General features: G+C 40.9%; 16 protein-coding genes. 13 read left to right on the top strand and 3 right to left on the bottom strand.

Annotation, left to right across the window (positions count from 1 at the left end; all coding sequences use genetic code 11):
• Window positions 1-3: 3 nt before the first annotated feature.
• Window positions 4-600, top strand: coding sequence for an ASCH domain-containing protein (locus CGB83_RS03425; protein ID WP_100074529.1), 597 nt, complete (start codon window positions 4-6; stop codon window positions 598-600).
• Between the two features lie 94 nt (window positions 601-694).
• On the opposite strand, the gene CGB83_RS03420 is transcribed toward CGB83_RS03425, so the two are convergent.
• Entirely contained in the window at window positions 695-1,120 is a 426-nt protein-coding gene (locus CGB83_RS03420; protein ID WP_228420069.1) for a VOC family protein, read from the bottom strand.
• Window positions 1,121-1,743: 623 nt separating this feature from the next.
• On the opposite strand from CGB83_RS03420, the gene CGB83_RS03410 reads away from it, so the two are divergent.
• Both CGB83_RS03410 and CGB83_RS03405 read left to right on the top strand, forming a co-directional pair.
• Window positions 1,744-2,322 carry a CinA family protein gene (locus CGB83_RS03410; RefSeq protein ID WP_100074527.1) on the top strand — a complete coding sequence of 193 codons (579 nt, stop codon included), beginning with the start codon at window positions 1,744-1,746 and terminating at the stop codon, window positions 2,320-2,322.
• Between the two features lie 685 nt (window positions 2,323-3,007).
• Window positions 3,008-3,184, top strand: a complete 177-nt coding sequence (locus CGB83_RS03405; protein WP_034684091.1) for a histone H1 — start codon at window positions 3,008-3,010, stop codon at window positions 3,182-3,184.
• 101 nt (window positions 3,185-3,285) lie between these two features.
• Here the strand turns inward: CGB83_RS03405 and CGB83_RS03400 are convergent, their stop codons facing one another.
• Both CGB83_RS03400 and CGB83_RS03395 read right to left on the bottom strand, forming a co-directional pair.
• Window positions 3,286-5,409 carry a Tex family protein gene (locus CGB83_RS03400; protein WP_100074526.1) on the bottom strand — a complete coding sequence of 708 codons (2,124 nt, stop codon included), beginning with the start codon at window positions 5,407-5,409 and terminating at the stop codon, window positions 3,286-3,288.
• A 131-nt stretch (window positions 5,410-5,540) separates the two neighbouring features.
• Complete coding sequence (locus CGB83_RS03395; RefSeq protein ID WP_100074525.1) at window positions 5,541-7,943, bottom strand: hypothetical protein; 2,403 nt, start codon at window positions 7,941-7,943, stop codon at window positions 5,541-5,543.
• Window positions 7,944-8,220: 277 nt separating this feature from the next.
• On the opposite strand from CGB83_RS03395, the gene CGB83_RS03390 reads away from it, so the two are divergent.
• The 10 genes from CGB83_RS03390 to CGB83_RS03345 all read left to right on the top strand — a co-directional run bounded on the left by CGB83_RS03390 (window position 8,221) and on the right by CGB83_RS03345 (window position 13,837).
• Window positions 8,221-8,898: a YceI family protein gene (locus CGB83_RS03390; RefSeq protein WP_100074524.1), complete on the top strand. Its 678-nt coding sequence runs from the start codon at window positions 8,221-8,223 to the stop codon at window positions 8,896-8,898.
• Between the two features lie 306 nt (window positions 8,899-9,204).
• Window positions 9,205-9,420, top strand: a complete 216-nt coding sequence (locus CGB83_RS03385; protein ID WP_100074523.1) for a RebB family R body protein — start codon at window positions 9,205-9,207, stop codon at window positions 9,418-9,420.
• A 16-nt stretch (window positions 9,421-9,436) separates the two neighbouring features.
• Entirely contained in the window at window positions 9,437-9,943 is a 507-nt protein-coding gene (locus CGB83_RS03380; protein ID WP_100074522.1) for a hypothetical protein, read from the top strand.
• A gap of 213 nt (window positions 9,944-10,156) precedes the next feature.
• The gene (locus CGB83_RS03375; protein ID WP_100074521.1) at window positions 10,157-10,969 is read left to right on the top strand and encodes a hypothetical protein; all 813 of its coding nucleotides are present in this window, start codon (window positions 10,157-10,159) and stop codon (window positions 10,967-10,969) included.
• A 53-nt stretch (window positions 10,970-11,022) separates the two neighbouring features.
• Entirely contained in the window at window positions 11,023-11,424 is a 402-nt protein-coding gene (locus CGB83_RS03370) for a hypothetical protein (protein ID WP_157761291.1), read from the top strand.
• 23 nt (window positions 11,425-11,447) lie between these two features.
• Window positions 11,448-11,690: a RebB family R body protein gene (locus CGB83_RS03365; RefSeq protein WP_157761289.1), complete on the top strand. Its 243-nt coding sequence runs from the start codon at window positions 11,448-11,450 to the stop codon at window positions 11,688-11,690.
• A 317-nt stretch (window positions 11,691-12,007) separates the two neighbouring features.
• Window positions 12,008-12,271, top strand: a complete 264-nt coding sequence (locus CGB83_RS03360; RefSeq protein WP_100074518.1) for a RebB family R body protein — start codon at window positions 12,008-12,010, stop codon at window positions 12,269-12,271.
• A gap of 130 nt (window positions 12,272-12,401) precedes the next feature.
• A complete protein-coding gene (locus tag CGB83_RS03355; RefSeq protein WP_100074517.1) occupies window positions 12,402-12,668 on the top strand; it encodes a RebB family R body protein in 267 nt (88 codons plus the stop codon).
• Between the two features lie 116 nt (window positions 12,669-12,784).
• Window positions 12,785-13,048 (top strand): RebB family R body protein, encoded by a 264-nt coding sequence (locus CGB83_RS03350; protein WP_100074516.1) that lies wholly within the window; start codon window positions 12,785-12,787, stop codon window positions 13,046-13,048.
• A gap of 132 nt (window positions 13,049-13,180) precedes the next feature.
• The gene (locus CGB83_RS03345) at window positions 13,181-13,837 is read left to right on the top strand and encodes a hypothetical protein (RefSeq protein WP_157761287.1); all 657 of its coding nucleotides are present in this window, start codon (window positions 13,181-13,183) and stop codon (window positions 13,835-13,837) included.
• Window position 13,838: the final 1 nt, after the last annotated feature.

Genomic DNA, 13,838 nt, shown 5'->3' with positions numbered 1-13,838 from the left:
TTTATGCTTTTCAAAGGAGTACATTTGAAGGGAATCAGAGCAGGAAAAATTACACTGGCATTCCGTAAGTGGCAAAAGGCATCCGTTAAAAAGGGGAGCCTCTTAAACACATCTGTCGGGTTATTGGGAATTGACAACATTGAAACGGTTAACGAAAATGACATTACAGATAAAGATGCGCAACAGGCAGGATTCACGGATAAAGAACAGCTGTTGAAATCGTTTCCTCATAACCATGAAGGTGAAATTTTTAAGATATCCCTCCATTATCATTCCGAAGACCCACGGATTAAACTCAGGGAGCAGGCAGAACTCTCGGCTGAGCAGTTGGAAGAGGTCACGACAAAATTAAAACGTCTGGATCAGTACAGCAAGAATGGGCCCTGGACAAATCAGGTTTTATTACGTATCAAAGATCATCCCCATCTCCCTGCTGCCGGTATTGCGAACCTGACCGGTTTTGAAAAAGAATGGCTGAAGATTAATATCCGGAAACTGAAAAATATGGGTCTGACCATAAGCCATACGATCGGTTATGAGCTATCTCCTTTGGGAAATGAATACCTGAATAAGCTTACGGGAAGTAAAAATAAAAAGTAAGATCATCCGTCTGATATCATACAATCATATCTGCTTATAAAACAATCTGCTTTGGTACAGCAGATTGTTTTGTTGGGTACATATAACAGGAAAATTACTTTGTTTTGCTATAATGCCTGAATTTTTCAGCAGCCGCTTCTGTTATAGGAGTAAAGAAGTTGACCAGGTTACCATCCGGATCCCTGAACAGCAGCGATTGATTTCCCCAGGGCATCACCGTAGGCTTTTGTATCAGATAAGGAATCAAAAATTCTTCCAGTTGTCCGAAAATGTGTTCTACATCACTGACCAGGAACTCTATGATAGCCGTCCGGTTTTCAGCAGGCACAGCAGTAGATCCACCACCAAAAAATTGCACCGTTCTTGTACTTCCGATGGCAAGCGTAGCAGTCGGCGTTTGTAACTCAGCAAAATCAGGAGTATATCTGATGGCTGATATTCCGGTGATCTGCTCATAAAATGATACCAGTGCATCAATATCTGCTGTGATGAGTCGTATGGACACTAAATTCATATTCATAATTTTAAATTTCCTCAAAGGTAACGGAGGGTAGTGACAGCAGGGTGGCAGGAGGTTTGATTTTGTTAAACGTTTTTTAAATCTTTCATCAGGTATAATTTGACACCGGTTAATCGGTTTTTATATCATCATTATACAAACAATCATCTGTTAAAAAATATTTTGGCGGATATTTTGATTTACAGATATAAGAAAATAAAGAAAGTAAAAGTGATGAAACCCATGATTATTCCCATGCAAGGCATAGAGCCATTCCATATAGACCCATTAACATTACAATGCATATCCGATATTTTAATGATTATCACAGTTCCTTTGGTCATTGTGATCATTACCCAGCTCATTCATTCTGTGAGCATCCGGAAAAAACTCAAAATTTAAGATTTGATGACTTCTGCATACATACCGCTCCGTGATATGATTGCTAAGCTGATCGGTAACAGTTGTTTACCAACCTTATAAATATTTATTTTTTAGCAAATAATGGCTTGATTTTAGATGGTGCTCTACAACACTAACACAAATAGATATATTTCTCATCTGTTAACTATCTGCAGGATATTGTAACTGGAATATGGAGAACGTCAAATGAAAAAGAAAGGGTACAATAAAACGTTTGCTGTATGATTTTAAAACCTTCAAAAATAGATCTAACTATTGAACAGATTCATGTGAAATCATTTGTTCATTTTCTTGTGGAGCTTCAGAACCTTCTGGAATTCATAGGGGATGAGCTGATTGCATTGAATGAAACGGTTTCTGTCGCGGAAAGCGTTACTTCAGGTTTTTTACAGTTTTCCTTTTCTCAGGTGAAGGATGCGGCCCGTTTTTTCAAAGGGGGAATGACGGCCTACACGCTTGAAGAAAACATCAGCCTCTTCCATATCAGCGATGAAGAAGCCTCATTCTGTAACGGGGTATCCCCGAATATTGTAGAAGAAATGGCTCTGGAGGTAGCATCCAGATATGAGAGCGACTGGTCAGTTGCGGTAACAGGCTATACGGTTCCTGTTAAAGAATCCCAGAATAAGCTTTATGCATTCTTTTCCATATCACGTCATGGAAAAATTATCGTTTCGGAAAAATTAGATCTGCATTCCAGAACTCTTCCACTAAAGGCACAGCTTTATTACAGTGAATTCATCCTAGGATGTTTCAAGCTGGAGCTCGATAAAATAAAACTTGACCAGGAAGCGGTTTGATGCCCATAGTGGAAATATTTTAAGTCATCCCGACTGTTCTATTAAATTCCCCTGATCTATTATTCGACAGAAAAATTTCTGTGATGCCTTTACTGCATCATCTGCTATTATAGCTGATTTCGTATGATAAGTTATCCCTTACTTCTGAATGGTATTCAGGTTTGTGCAATATTTATATGGACAATCAATTAGAGGTTCTCATATATGCTTTCGTATATATTCCAACCAATCATATGCATAGAAAAATCCCCGGGTGGGCCGGGGATAAAAACTAATAACCATGAAAACTCAAATTAAACATGAGTGATTTGATATCAGTCAAAATTGTGCCATAGATATGGTAAAAATTACTTTTAATATTATTTTAAGAAATGGCCGGTTTCAGTAATTTATGATGGTTTTGTTTTTATGATATGAACTCAGTTTTAACATAACAGATATGTTGTGCACAATCTGTTAAAAGACAGGGAATACTTTTTAAGATGACAAATCAGGATCGAAGTGGTTCTGTTAAAAATTATGATTCTTTTGCAGTTTTGAGCGGTTAGGATGGGTGATAATCCTGCACTTTGTCAGAAACAGCCCTGATCATGCATTAAATTTTATTAATTATACTAAATTTTCCCTCTACTATTAGGCTGGAATCACCATAAAACCTATATTTGCAGCCTAAATTTTATAAATAATGAAAGAATTAATTGAAAAAATCAATGCGGAATTTGAAGCTTTTACCACTGAAGCTAACCAACAGGCTGAAAAAGGAAATAAAGCAGCAGGGACAAGAGCCCGTAAGTCAGCTTTAGAACTTAGCAAACTGTTCAAGGATTTCAGAAAAGTTTCTGTTGAGGAGTCTAAAAAATAATAATGGAGCCGGCTGCTAAGCCGGCTTTGTTGTTTAAATAATGACCGGGTTGAAATTTTATATAATTCTATAAATTTAATCTCCCGCTTTATACATCAATGTCATAAAATCATGCTCAGCTGGATCCTCTTCCTGGCTTCATCGATGTCAGTCACTTTTACCTGGACATGCTGGTGCATTGTAACCACTTCATTGACATCGGATACAAAACCATCCTTTAGCTGGGAAATGTGGACCAGGCCGCTTTCTTTGATGCCAAGGTCGACAAAACATCCGAAAGCCGTAATGTTGTTGACGATCCCTGGCAGGACCATACCGGGTTTAAGGTCTTTAATGCTTTTTACGTTCGGGTCAAATTCAAATACTTTGGCAGCTTTCCTGGGATCAAGCCCTGGTTTTTCAAGTTCTTTCAGGATATCCCTGATGCCCAGGATACCGATGGTTTCAGTTATATAATGTTCCGGCTTAACGGCTGCAATTTTCTCTTTATTGGCAATCAGCTCATGGGTTTTGATGCCGAGATCCCGGGCCATTTTCTCCACTAATCCATAAGCTTCGGGATGCACAGCCGAATTATCCAGCGGGTTTTTGCTTCCCGGGATCCTGACAAACGCAGCTGCCTGCTGAAAAGCTTTTTCGCCCAGCCTGGGAACTTTCTTCAGTTGCTTGCGGTCTTCAAATGCTCCGTTTTCACTTCGATAGTTCACGATATTTTCGGCCATTTTTTCTCCGATTCCAGAAACATATGACAACAATGATTTGCTGGCTGTATTCAGATTGATCCCGACAGCATTGACGCATTTCATAACTGTTGCATCCAGTTCGCTTTTCAGTTGGGCCTGATCCACATCATGCTGGTATTGCCCAACCCCTATGGATTTCGCGTCGATCTTTACCAGTTCAGCCAGCGGGTCAGCCAGCCTTCTCCCGATCGATACCGATCCACGGACCGTCACATCATAGCCCGGAAACTCTTCCCGTGCGATCCTGCTCGCTGAATACACGGATGCTCCGGCTTCCGAGACCACAAAGACCTGTAACGGCCTGTCGAATGCAATTTTTTTGATAAAGAATTCCGTTTCGCGGCTGGCGGTGCCGTTTCCGATAGAGATGGCCTCAATACTATACGCATTGACCATAGAGCGTATTTTCTTGATGGCCATTCCCGTCTCATGCTGCGGAGCGTGAGGGTAGATGGTTTCATTATGGAGCAGGTCTCCCTTTTCATCCAGGCAGACTACTTTGCATCCGCTTTTGTATCCCGGATCTATGGCAAGGATCCTTTTCTCTCCTAAGGGTGGTGCAAGAAGGAGCTGTTTCAGGTTTTCGGAAAACACTTCAATCGCTTTATGGTCGGCTTTCTCTTTGGCCTCCTGTAAGGTTTCATTGGAAATGGCAGGTTCCAGAAGCCTTTTATAGCTGTCTTTGATGGCTAAAGCAATCTGTTCCGAACATTCATTCCTGGATTTGATAACCGCCTGTTCTATGAAGTCAATCGCTTCTTCCTTATCGATACCCGTATTGACTTTCACAAAGCCTTCGGATTCCGCTCTCAGCATGGCCAAAAGCCTGTGGGAAGGTATTTTGCCTAATGGTTCCCCCCAATCGAAATACTGGGCAAACTTCTGGGCTCCTTCCTCTTCCTGTTTAGCCTTCACAACTTTGGATGAGATCACCGCCTTACGCTGGAATATCCGGCGCAGGTTCTTGCGGACGTACATATTTTCATTGATCCATTCCGCCATAATATCGCGTGCGCCCTGGAAGGCTTCCTCTTCGGAAGTTACCTGATCATTGATGTATTTTCCGGCCAGTGACATCAGGTCATTGCCTTTCTGGCTCATGATGATCCTGGCTAAAGGTTCCAGTCCTTTTTCTTTGGCTGCATCAGCTCTCGTCTTCCTTCTCTTTTTATAGGGCAGGTACAGGTCTTCCAGCTCCTGCAGGCTGAAACTGTCCTGTATCCTTTTACGAAGGTCATCACTGAGTACATTCTGTTCCTCCATGGATTTCAGGATGCTTTCTTTGCGTTTCACAATGTCCTCAAACTGCTGGCTGAGCTTGGATATCTGTTCGATCTGGGTTTCATCAAGGTTCCCTGTAGCATCTTTCCGGTACCGGGAAATAAATGGGATGGTACAGTCTTCGGATAAGAGTTTCAGGGTAGCCTGAATGCCTTTTTCAGATATCGATAAGGATTGTTGTATAAAGCTTGTGGCGGTCATGGTAAAAATTAAGCGGCTAAAATACATCCTTTTTATAAATAGATCCGGTAATCTAATAAAAAACACCACATTTTTGCGGTGTTTTTTTATTAGATTTTCAATTTTGTAAACTACATTAATCTGTTTTAAAATTATTTAATGATTTCATTATAATAAATCGGCATATAATCTTTTTCATCATAGCCTATTATGATCACTTTAAAGTCTTTACTGTCATCATTATTGAAAAACTGGACTTTTGCCTTTTCATTCGGCTGTAGTGAAAAATACGGATTCCAATAAAGAGTCGTACGCAAATCCTCGGAAACTGTTTTGAAAACATCATTATTGTAAGCAGGTACTAAGAAAGGTTCTTGTTTATCAAATCCGTTTAACGTAATTCTTTTTAGTTTGGTAGGAGCCGATACATCTGAAAGTGATCCTGTTGTACCACCACGTTTCGTATAAATAGCAATAGCCCCGTTTCCACCACCAGACCCGCCAGCAAAAGTACCTTTGATTACTTTCACCATAGCAATATCTGATGTTGAGATAGAACTGATCGAAGAAGGGTCAACCACCATCTCATCCAAGTAGATATTTACGGCACTTCCTCTCAATTTCGGACTGTAACTGCCCATCTTAGATTCTATGGTCAGTCCGGCCACTCTTCCCTGAAGCCATTGAAGGATGTTCATGGAGCTTGATGCGTTATTGTTGTCATTTACCAGGTCAAATACCGTTTCATTGATACTTTTGAATAATGGGCTGCTGAGCTTTTCATTGAGTTCTCTTGTCTTATCTTTTCTTGTTACTTTTAGCTTTACTTCCTCTATAAGAGTTTCTTTTTCGCCGATGATACTTTGGAATTTTTTAGCCTCAACATATCTTTGTATTTGTTTGTCAGGTTTTTCAGTAATTGTACGTTGTTTTACTGTGTAACTACTTTTTGGAAGGCTGCTTTTAAAAGGTACGAAAGCATAATCGGGCTGAAATATCACCTGAACCTGCTCTTTAGGAACTTTTACATCGTTTAGTTGGTACGAAAACTTAATGGCATCCTCGAAATACAGACCTTTTAATGTGAAAAATCCGTTAGCATCAGTTTTAACGGGATAAAATTTTATACCTTGTCCTGGATTATCAAATAATAAATTCATATCCGTATTGGAAACAGGCTTTCCCTGTACAGTTACTTTCCCTTTATAAGAAATGTAAGGCTGTGGTTGATAGCGGATAACAGGATATATTCCGGACATAATCATTTTCCAGTTAAACCTTTTCCATTTTTCCGAAATCAGAAGAGCATCCAATGCATCAGAATTATGAGTTTTGGTAAAATACTGTGAAGGCATATATATTTTTGAAGTGATATCGCCAACAAGCCAAAGGGTGCTCAATAAACTGTTTTCATCTTCTGAGCTTTCAGATTTTCCATCCAGTACGAGAATAGTATAGGCTTTATTATCAGAAAACTGGGCGATTTCAAATGTGTTTGAAGCTCTCGGAGTTTCATTCAGGCTCAAAGCGGAAAGTGCCGGCCGTTTTATTTTCAGTAAATCAGGTTGAACAAAGCAAAGCCTCTGTGCTACCACATTTTCCTGTTCATCAAATACTGCAAGCTGTAAAATCCCATTAACCAGCTGTTCAGTAGGTATGGAATATGTCTGATCCAATATTTTTGATGATCTGGCTTTAAATACGACTTGATTGTTAATCGTTCCGATAACTTTATATACAGTTCCAGGAGTTATATTTTTATTTTTTAAACAAAACTTTACTGCTTCATTGTCAGTCTTAACCTGCAGGTTGATTCCGGAAGCCATTACTTCAGGGAAGTCAACTGTCTGTCTATTGCCTTTTGTATCTTCAGCAATCAGCTGATATTTCGTACCATATTTGGGTGTTAAGAAAAAAGAACCTACATTTTGGTCGAAGCTCTTAAAGGATGTTAGTTTTACGTCAGGATTCCGGGCTTCAACTACGAATCCGCTCCATTCAGAAGGAGTTGTTCCCGGTGATTGCAGGCGTACTGAAAATTTTGTATTAATGCCATCCACAAAGGTTCCGCTTTCGGGAAATAGAGCCGCTGTCCATGGGGCGTTATCATTAATAGTAAGCCCTTCGGGAGATAATGGATTATATAGTGCAATCTGCCTTAAAGCTTGAAAATCTTCACTAAAATTGGCCATCCATGTTGTATATGCTCTTATGTAATATATCCCTTCCTGTAAAGTATCGGGTAACTTGAAGCTTCCATTGCCTTCACCGTCAATTAAAGGGATTAATTTTTTGCTGATTAACGTTTTGTTGTTATCATACAGTTCTACAAACAGAGAAGTGGAAATAGTAGATGGGTTGTAATCCTCGAAAACAAATGATTTAAACCATAAATTTTCACCTGCAATATAACTGTTTTTATTAAAGACAAGATGTACTTTTTCCTGGGGATATTTATCAGAAAATATTTCTAGAGCTTTCTCAGCCTTATCCTGTGCGCAAACGTTACTGGAAGATATTAAAATAAAAAGTACCGGAATTAGTTTTTTTAACATATAAATGGATATTTGTGTTTAAATCGGGTATAAAATTACATTAATTTTTTTTAGGCCAAACAAAAAAAAGTATTACATCATTAAAAATGATATGATCCTTAGTAATGGAAATCTTTAAGCTTGATAACTGTTATTTAATTTTAAAGTTCTATATTTAATTTCTTGACGTATGATAAGAAATGAACGGCTGAAGTTCTTTAATTTTGGCGCTTGCACTGCTGAAAATGCATGCTGCGTTTATTTTTGATTGAAAAACAACTTGTAAACAATACATAATATGAAAAAACTAAGTGTCATTGCCATAATGGCTATCGGATTGATGGCAACATCCTGTAACAAAGACAAAGCGGCCGGAGAGGCTGCCACTGCCCAGGAGCAGACGGTAGCTGAAGGGAAGGGAGAAAAACTTGCGGTAGATACGGCTGCATCAGTGGTGAACTGGAAAGCATTCCACAAAGGCGGAATGGCTCCTCGTTGGGGAACCCTTAAAGTACAGTCAGGAGACCTGGATGTAGACAACGGCCAGCTGACCGCAGGAAGCTTCGTTATTGATATGAACTCCCTGAAGGTAGACCCTGCTTCCGTAACGGAAAAGGATAAAAAGTACACTGACCTGGAAGCGCACCTGAAAAATCCTGATTTCTTCGATACGGCTAAAAATCCTACTTCAGTTTTCAAGATCACTGCTGTAACCGATCTTAAGGATGCTTCTAAAGATGCGGTTGCCGGAGCCAACAAAACCGTAAGCGGAAACCTTACCCTTTCAGGAAAAACGATGAACGTTACCTTCCCGGCTAAAGTAGAGGTTATGGACAATGCAGCGTCAGTCCAGGCGAAATTCACGGTTAACAGAGCGGACTGGGGAATCAAGTTCGGAACTTCCGAAACCGATCCTGCAGAATGGATGATCAGCAAAGATATCGAGATTGCCGTTGATGTAAAAGCGAAAAAATAATATTGTTAGATATAAATCTTGTAGAGCTGCCCTTTTTTGGGGCAGCTTTTTTTGATAGCATATCCCGGTCATTTCTTATAAGAAAGATACGTTCACGCGCGGCATAAAAATTCTAAGGGAATTCCCCGATTTTCTGAAATTCAGTTTTTTCCCTGAATGATTACTCGTTTCGATTTGTGAAATTTGTATCAGACAAACGGGATAAGAAGCCTGTTGATGAAGTAAGAGATTACAAAAGCATTGACGAAGCTAAAGGATTTCCGGAATAAAGATAAAAACTAATACATCAAACCAATTAAACAGAATATGGCAGACACAGTAAACAATCAGGCGACAGATGCCGTTACCCAGACCAATGTTACCGTGCTGGGAGAATCTCCTGCACAGGCGATGAGTATGCTTTATCAGATGGCCACCCATGCCAGCGGAATTTCCATTCAGAACTCAGTGTCCAATCAACAGAACCTCAATCAGCTTAATCCTGCCATTATTGCAGATGCCATTAAGATTTTAAAAGGATAATTAAAACCTGACCAGGATGGACGAGAACAATAATGAAACAACAGCACCTCAGGAAACGGCTAATGCGGTAACTCCTGCAGAACAAACGGTACAGTTTATCAATGCCGAGGTACTGGCGCCACCAACGGCTTCTCCGATGAGCGGCATGGCCAAAGTGATGATCGATCAGTCTGCCGGGATGATGGTTCAGGATTTACAGTCCTTTCTGAAAGGCTTTGAACAGCTGGGATTAATTGCACTGAGCAGGCTGGCCAATAATCTCCTGACCTACGGAACATGGAGCGAAAAAGAACCTACACCTACGGGACCGGCAACAGATGCAGACGTCAAGCCGGTACAGGGAAATGAAATGATACGGGACTTATTTAAAATAGTAGGTGAGTATGCAGAAGCCAAGGCAAAGATTTCCAATGCTATTGCCCTGCCCACCGGTTTATATCCGAATACTCCTGTAACGCATCCGTCAGACTCGTTTTCTGATAGTCCCGTACATTCTCCAGATCCCGAAAAAAAAAACATATAGAAGTCCCGGAAGAGATAGGCGATCATATAAAAGAAAAGCCTGTCCCGGAAAACCATGAGGAAAAGGAGCTGCCGGAACCGGATGAAAAATCGGAGCTATCCGCACTTGCGAAGCGGGAAGAAGCTGTATTGCCCGCAGAAATACATACCAGCAGGACGGTAAAGCGGTCCATATTTGGAAAATTAATGACTCAACTTAAAAAAAAATAATACAATGAATTACTCAAGCGAACAGAAACCGGCAAAAATCCTGAACTTACGTACCCTGAAGGAAGTGAATGAGAGCCTTTACCTGAAAAGAAGCAGTGATAATGCCTATTACAGCGTAAAAAAGCCGGAGAACAACAGTGACCGTGTCGTTTTTGCCCTGTCTACAACCGATGTCAGTATTGAGCCCCAGATCAGGCAGGTCATCTGTACCAACAAAGGGAAAAGATACAACAATTACCAGTCTTTTGTAGTAGAGCCTAAAGACAGATCGACAGGAATTGCAGTAATCATGATCAAATTAGAAGAAAATCAGACCTTCTTTTGCAACGTAAGGATCCTTCCCCTGAATACCTTAAGCGATATTGCAGAACCGGAAACCGATTCCAGGCTCCTTACGGTCAATCTTGAACGATCGAAAAGCATCCTGAAGACAGACATCACCATCGTCCCATCCAATACGGGAGAAGCGCTGTATTCCACTCATGATGTGGATGTGAATGCGGTATCGGACCTGATTACCCAGAGTGAATTGGTAGAGCTGAAAAGAGAGCTGGAGTTCCAGGGAACCAAATTAATTGCCCACTATTTTTACGGAATCCTGGAGATCATTATCAATGAGAATCCTGCCAATACAGGAAAATTACCTCTTATCCCGGATGATTATATCTTCAACCTGCCCAATGACCAGCTGAAAGAAATGATTACGGCCAACGCCATAGCCGGATCTATTGCGCTGGAAATCGTAGGAAGCAATGTCATCAAGGATATCAACAGGGACTGGACGGCAGCCGGTAATTTTATAGGCTATCTGCTCTAGCTGAGTCGTCTTTATTTAGATCTTCCATCAATCAACATTAAAAACCAGGATGTATGCGCAGAGTATTATACCCCATGACAAAATCTTCCGGCCAGGAGAAAAATTCATCACCGATCGTTATAGAAGTAGAGCCGGTAGCGCCAGAGATAGTGGAAAAAGAAGAAGTTATGCCCTTCGTGATCAGCCATGAAGAGGAAATCATCAACCATATTAAAGAAAAAGCCGTGAAAGAAACCATGAACCATTTAGCTCCTCTTCTGGAAAAACTGGAAGAAGCAGTACAGCAACAGCAGGCCGTTCAGGAGGCTCAGGCAGCTTCAGCACCGGGAGGCCTCATTCCGGGCAGCCAGGAGGACCGTCTGAAAAACCTCCAGGAGATATTCAGAAAAAAAGAACTGAAGGTTGCTGAACGTTTAAGCCAGCTGCAGGCAAGATTTGCCGGCGTCCGCAGATGAACATCAAATTCAAATTAAATACTATGACAGACAGCCACAATGAAACCAACCTAGAAGTCGTACGAATGTCCGCTACGGTCCCTGCCGCCATCTCAATGCAGACCAATGCACATTCTACCGGACTTATGTATGAACAATCCGTTTTGAATCAGCAGCGGGACTCGCTGATCGGATTGAGCAATTCCGCCATGGGAATAAAAAAAATCAGCTCCATCAGATTAAAAAGAGAGTTGCACGCATTCAGGAAAGGCCGTTTCGATATTTAATGTAAACAACGGCCTCTTAAGATGCGGACATTTTCTTAACACAGCATCATCACTTCTGCAGAGCTGTAATTTCTACAGCCTGGTGTCAATGTCCGCATTTTTTTACAATATCTTCAGTTTCTGCAAAGGCACGGGCATGGATTTCCAACCATTGTACCGAGAACCCATCCTAACGATTTATAAAATCTTTTTAGTCTTAAAACAATCATTTTAAGTCGATGCCCTAATGCCTGTTGCGGAAGATGGATTTTGATCCGAAACTAGTTTAAAATCAAATAATTATTAACCGAGATTATCTCAAAAAAACAAGTACAATTATGGCAGTGAATGCACAAATCACAGATGCGGTAACGCAATCCAACGTAAAAGTAGTGGCAGAAGCTCCGGCGATAGCGCTGGGGAATGTCTACCAGACCGCTGCTCACTCAACGGGAATCATGTTTGAAAATGCGGTCAATACGCAGAATCAGCAGAACATCTTAGGACAATCGGCTACGACACAGGGTGTCATGCAGATTTACAGCTTTGATACGGTAGCAGACGCCCTCTCTATCGCCAGGATGCTGAACCCTAATCCTTAGGATGGCATTTAAACTCATCCGGACATTTCAGCAGCCTTGAAAAAGTGAACCTGCTGATACAACCAACTCATTAAACCTTAACCATCATGACCGGAAAATCCGGTTATATCAACCTTAAAACAATGTAATTATGGCATTCGTAAATCAACAAATCACAGACGCAGTAACGCAGACCAATGTAAAAGTAGTGGCAGAAGCTCCGGCCATGGCTTTAGGAAACGTGTATCAGACCGCAGCCCATTCTACGGGACTCATGTTTGAAAACGCAGTAAACAACCAGAACCAGCAGAATATTCTGGGACAGGCAGCCACCACTCAGGGGGTGATGCAGATCTACAGTGTGGATACCGTGGCAGATGCCATCTCTATCGCCAGGATGATGAATCCTAATCCGTAATCCGCACATTACAGCTATTGGGCAGCCGGAACCATTCCGGTTGCTTTTTAAAACAACTCCAATACTATAACCATGACCGGAAAATCCGGTTATTCAAACCTTAAACAAATTTAATTATGGCAAACGTCAATGAACAAATTACCGACGCAGTAACGCAAACCAATGTAAAAGTAGTAGCAGAAGCCCCTGCTGTGGCTTTAGGAAATGTATACCAGACCGCAGCCCATTCCACGGGACTGATGTTTGAGAATGCAGTGAACAACCAGAACCAGCAGAATATTCTGGGACAGGCAGCCACCACCCAGGGCGTAATGCAGATCTACAGTCTGGATACCGTAGCAGATGCCATCTCTATCGCCAGGATGATGAATCCTTCCTAACCTCAGTGTTTTTAGATTCTTTTTCAGGGAGGGTATAGTATCCTCCCTGATTTTTAACAATAAATGATCACTTAGAAATAAATTGATATGAGATATTTAAAATATGTATTTCCAGTACTATCTGGCGGATATATGGTATATCATAATAGGCACACATTGTTCAATTACAGTAATTTTCTGCAATTGCAAAGGCTTACTCCCCAGCTTCGTTATGTTGATGAAATGCTATCGTCACGAAGAGTCGGATCTATAGTAATGGAACCTTTCCGCATGTCCGGAAGATTATTAGGTGCTGAAGCCTGTTATGGCGAACACGATTTTGAATTCAGAATACTGGCAGGAACTACCAGCACAGAACTTAATGCCCGTTTGCTCTTTGAGTTCTCAAAACGTTATGTAGGACAGACAGTACCAGGGGCTATGAGAGGCCAGAACGGCGTATTGATGGGGAGAAGAGGGAATGATGAACTGACTACAGCAATATTCGGTGGGCCGGTAAGGACAACTCATGATGATGAAAAAATGACCATGCGAAATTATGCAGAGTCAGGACATGTTTTCAGTGGAGGATATTTAGATATCAGTTACGTAGATGAAGGTGGGAAGACATATATGATCCTTAAAGGAGGTGGACCAAATAACTTTGCATCTCTGAATCAGACTTTCGGAAGTTGGTTATTCCCTAATATGGGAAAAGCAAATGTGAAAGCATACAGAAAATTGCTTCAGCTACCTGAAATTGATCATACGGTTGAGTATATTACAAAAAAAGAATCATCAGTCATCTGAT

Source organism: Chryseobacterium camelliae, assembly GCF_002770595.1.
In the GTDB taxonomy this organism is placed as follows: domain Bacteria; phylum Bacteroidota; class Bacteroidia; order Flavobacteriales; family Weeksellaceae; genus Chryseobacterium; species Chryseobacterium camelliae.
This window is presented reverse-complemented; position numbering and strand designations above follow the sequence as displayed.

Coding starts and splice junctions, on each gene's coding strand:
- CGB83_RS03420 (WP_228420069.1), bottom strand. CDS start 1,120: ATGAATATGAATTTAGTGTCCATACGACTCATCACAGCAGATATTGAT.
- CGB83_RS03425 (WP_100074529.1), top strand. CDS start 4: ATGCTTTTCAAAGGAGTACATTTGAAGGGAATCAGAGCAGGAAAAATT.
- CGB83_RS03365 (WP_157761289.1), top strand. CDS start 11,448: ATGACAGACAGCCACAATGAAACCAACCTAGAAGTCGTACGAATGTCC.
- CGB83_RS03370 (WP_157761291.1), top strand. CDS start 11,023: ATGCGCAGAGTATTATACCCCATGACAAAATCTTCCGGCCAGGAGAAA.
- CGB83_RS03355 (WP_100074517.1), top strand. CDS start 12,402: ATGGCATTCGTAAATCAACAAATCACAGACGCAGTAACGCAGACCAAT.
- CGB83_RS03395 (WP_100074525.1), bottom strand. CDS start 7,943: ATGTTAAAAAAACTAATTCCGGTACTTTTTATTTTAATATCTTCCAGT.
- CGB83_RS03350 (WP_100074516.1), top strand. CDS start 12,785: ATGGCAAACGTCAATGAACAAATTACCGACGCAGTAACGCAAACCAAT.
- CGB83_RS03400 (WP_100074526.1), bottom strand. CDS start 5,409: ATGACCGCCACAAGCTTTATACAACAATCCTTATCGATATCTGAAAAA.
- CGB83_RS03360 (WP_100074518.1), top strand. CDS start 12,008: ATGGCAGTGAATGCACAAATCACAGATGCGGTAACGCAATCCAACGTA.
- CGB83_RS03345 (WP_157761287.1), top strand. CDS start 13,181: ATGGTATATCATAATAGGCACACATTGTTCAATTACAGTAATTTTCTG.
- CGB83_RS03390 (WP_100074524.1), top strand. CDS start 8,221: ATGAAAAAACTAAGTGTCATTGCCATAATGGCTATCGGATTGATGGCA.
- CGB83_RS03385 (WP_100074523.1), top strand. CDS start 9,205: ATGGCAGACACAGTAAACAATCAGGCGACAGATGCCGTTACCCAGACC.
- CGB83_RS03375 (WP_100074521.1), top strand. CDS start 10,157: ATGAATTACTCAAGCGAACAGAAACCGGCAAAAATCCTGAACTTACGT.
- CGB83_RS03410 (WP_100074527.1), top strand. CDS start 1,744: ATGATTTTAAAACCTTCAAAAATAGATCTAACTATTGAACAGATTCAT.
- CGB83_RS03405 (WP_034684091.1), top strand. CDS start 3,008: ATGAAAGAATTAATTGAAAAAATCAATGCGGAATTTGAAGCTTTTACC.
- CGB83_RS03380 (WP_100074522.1), top strand. CDS start 9,437: ATGGACGAGAACAATAATGAAACAACAGCACCTCAGGAAACGGCTAAT.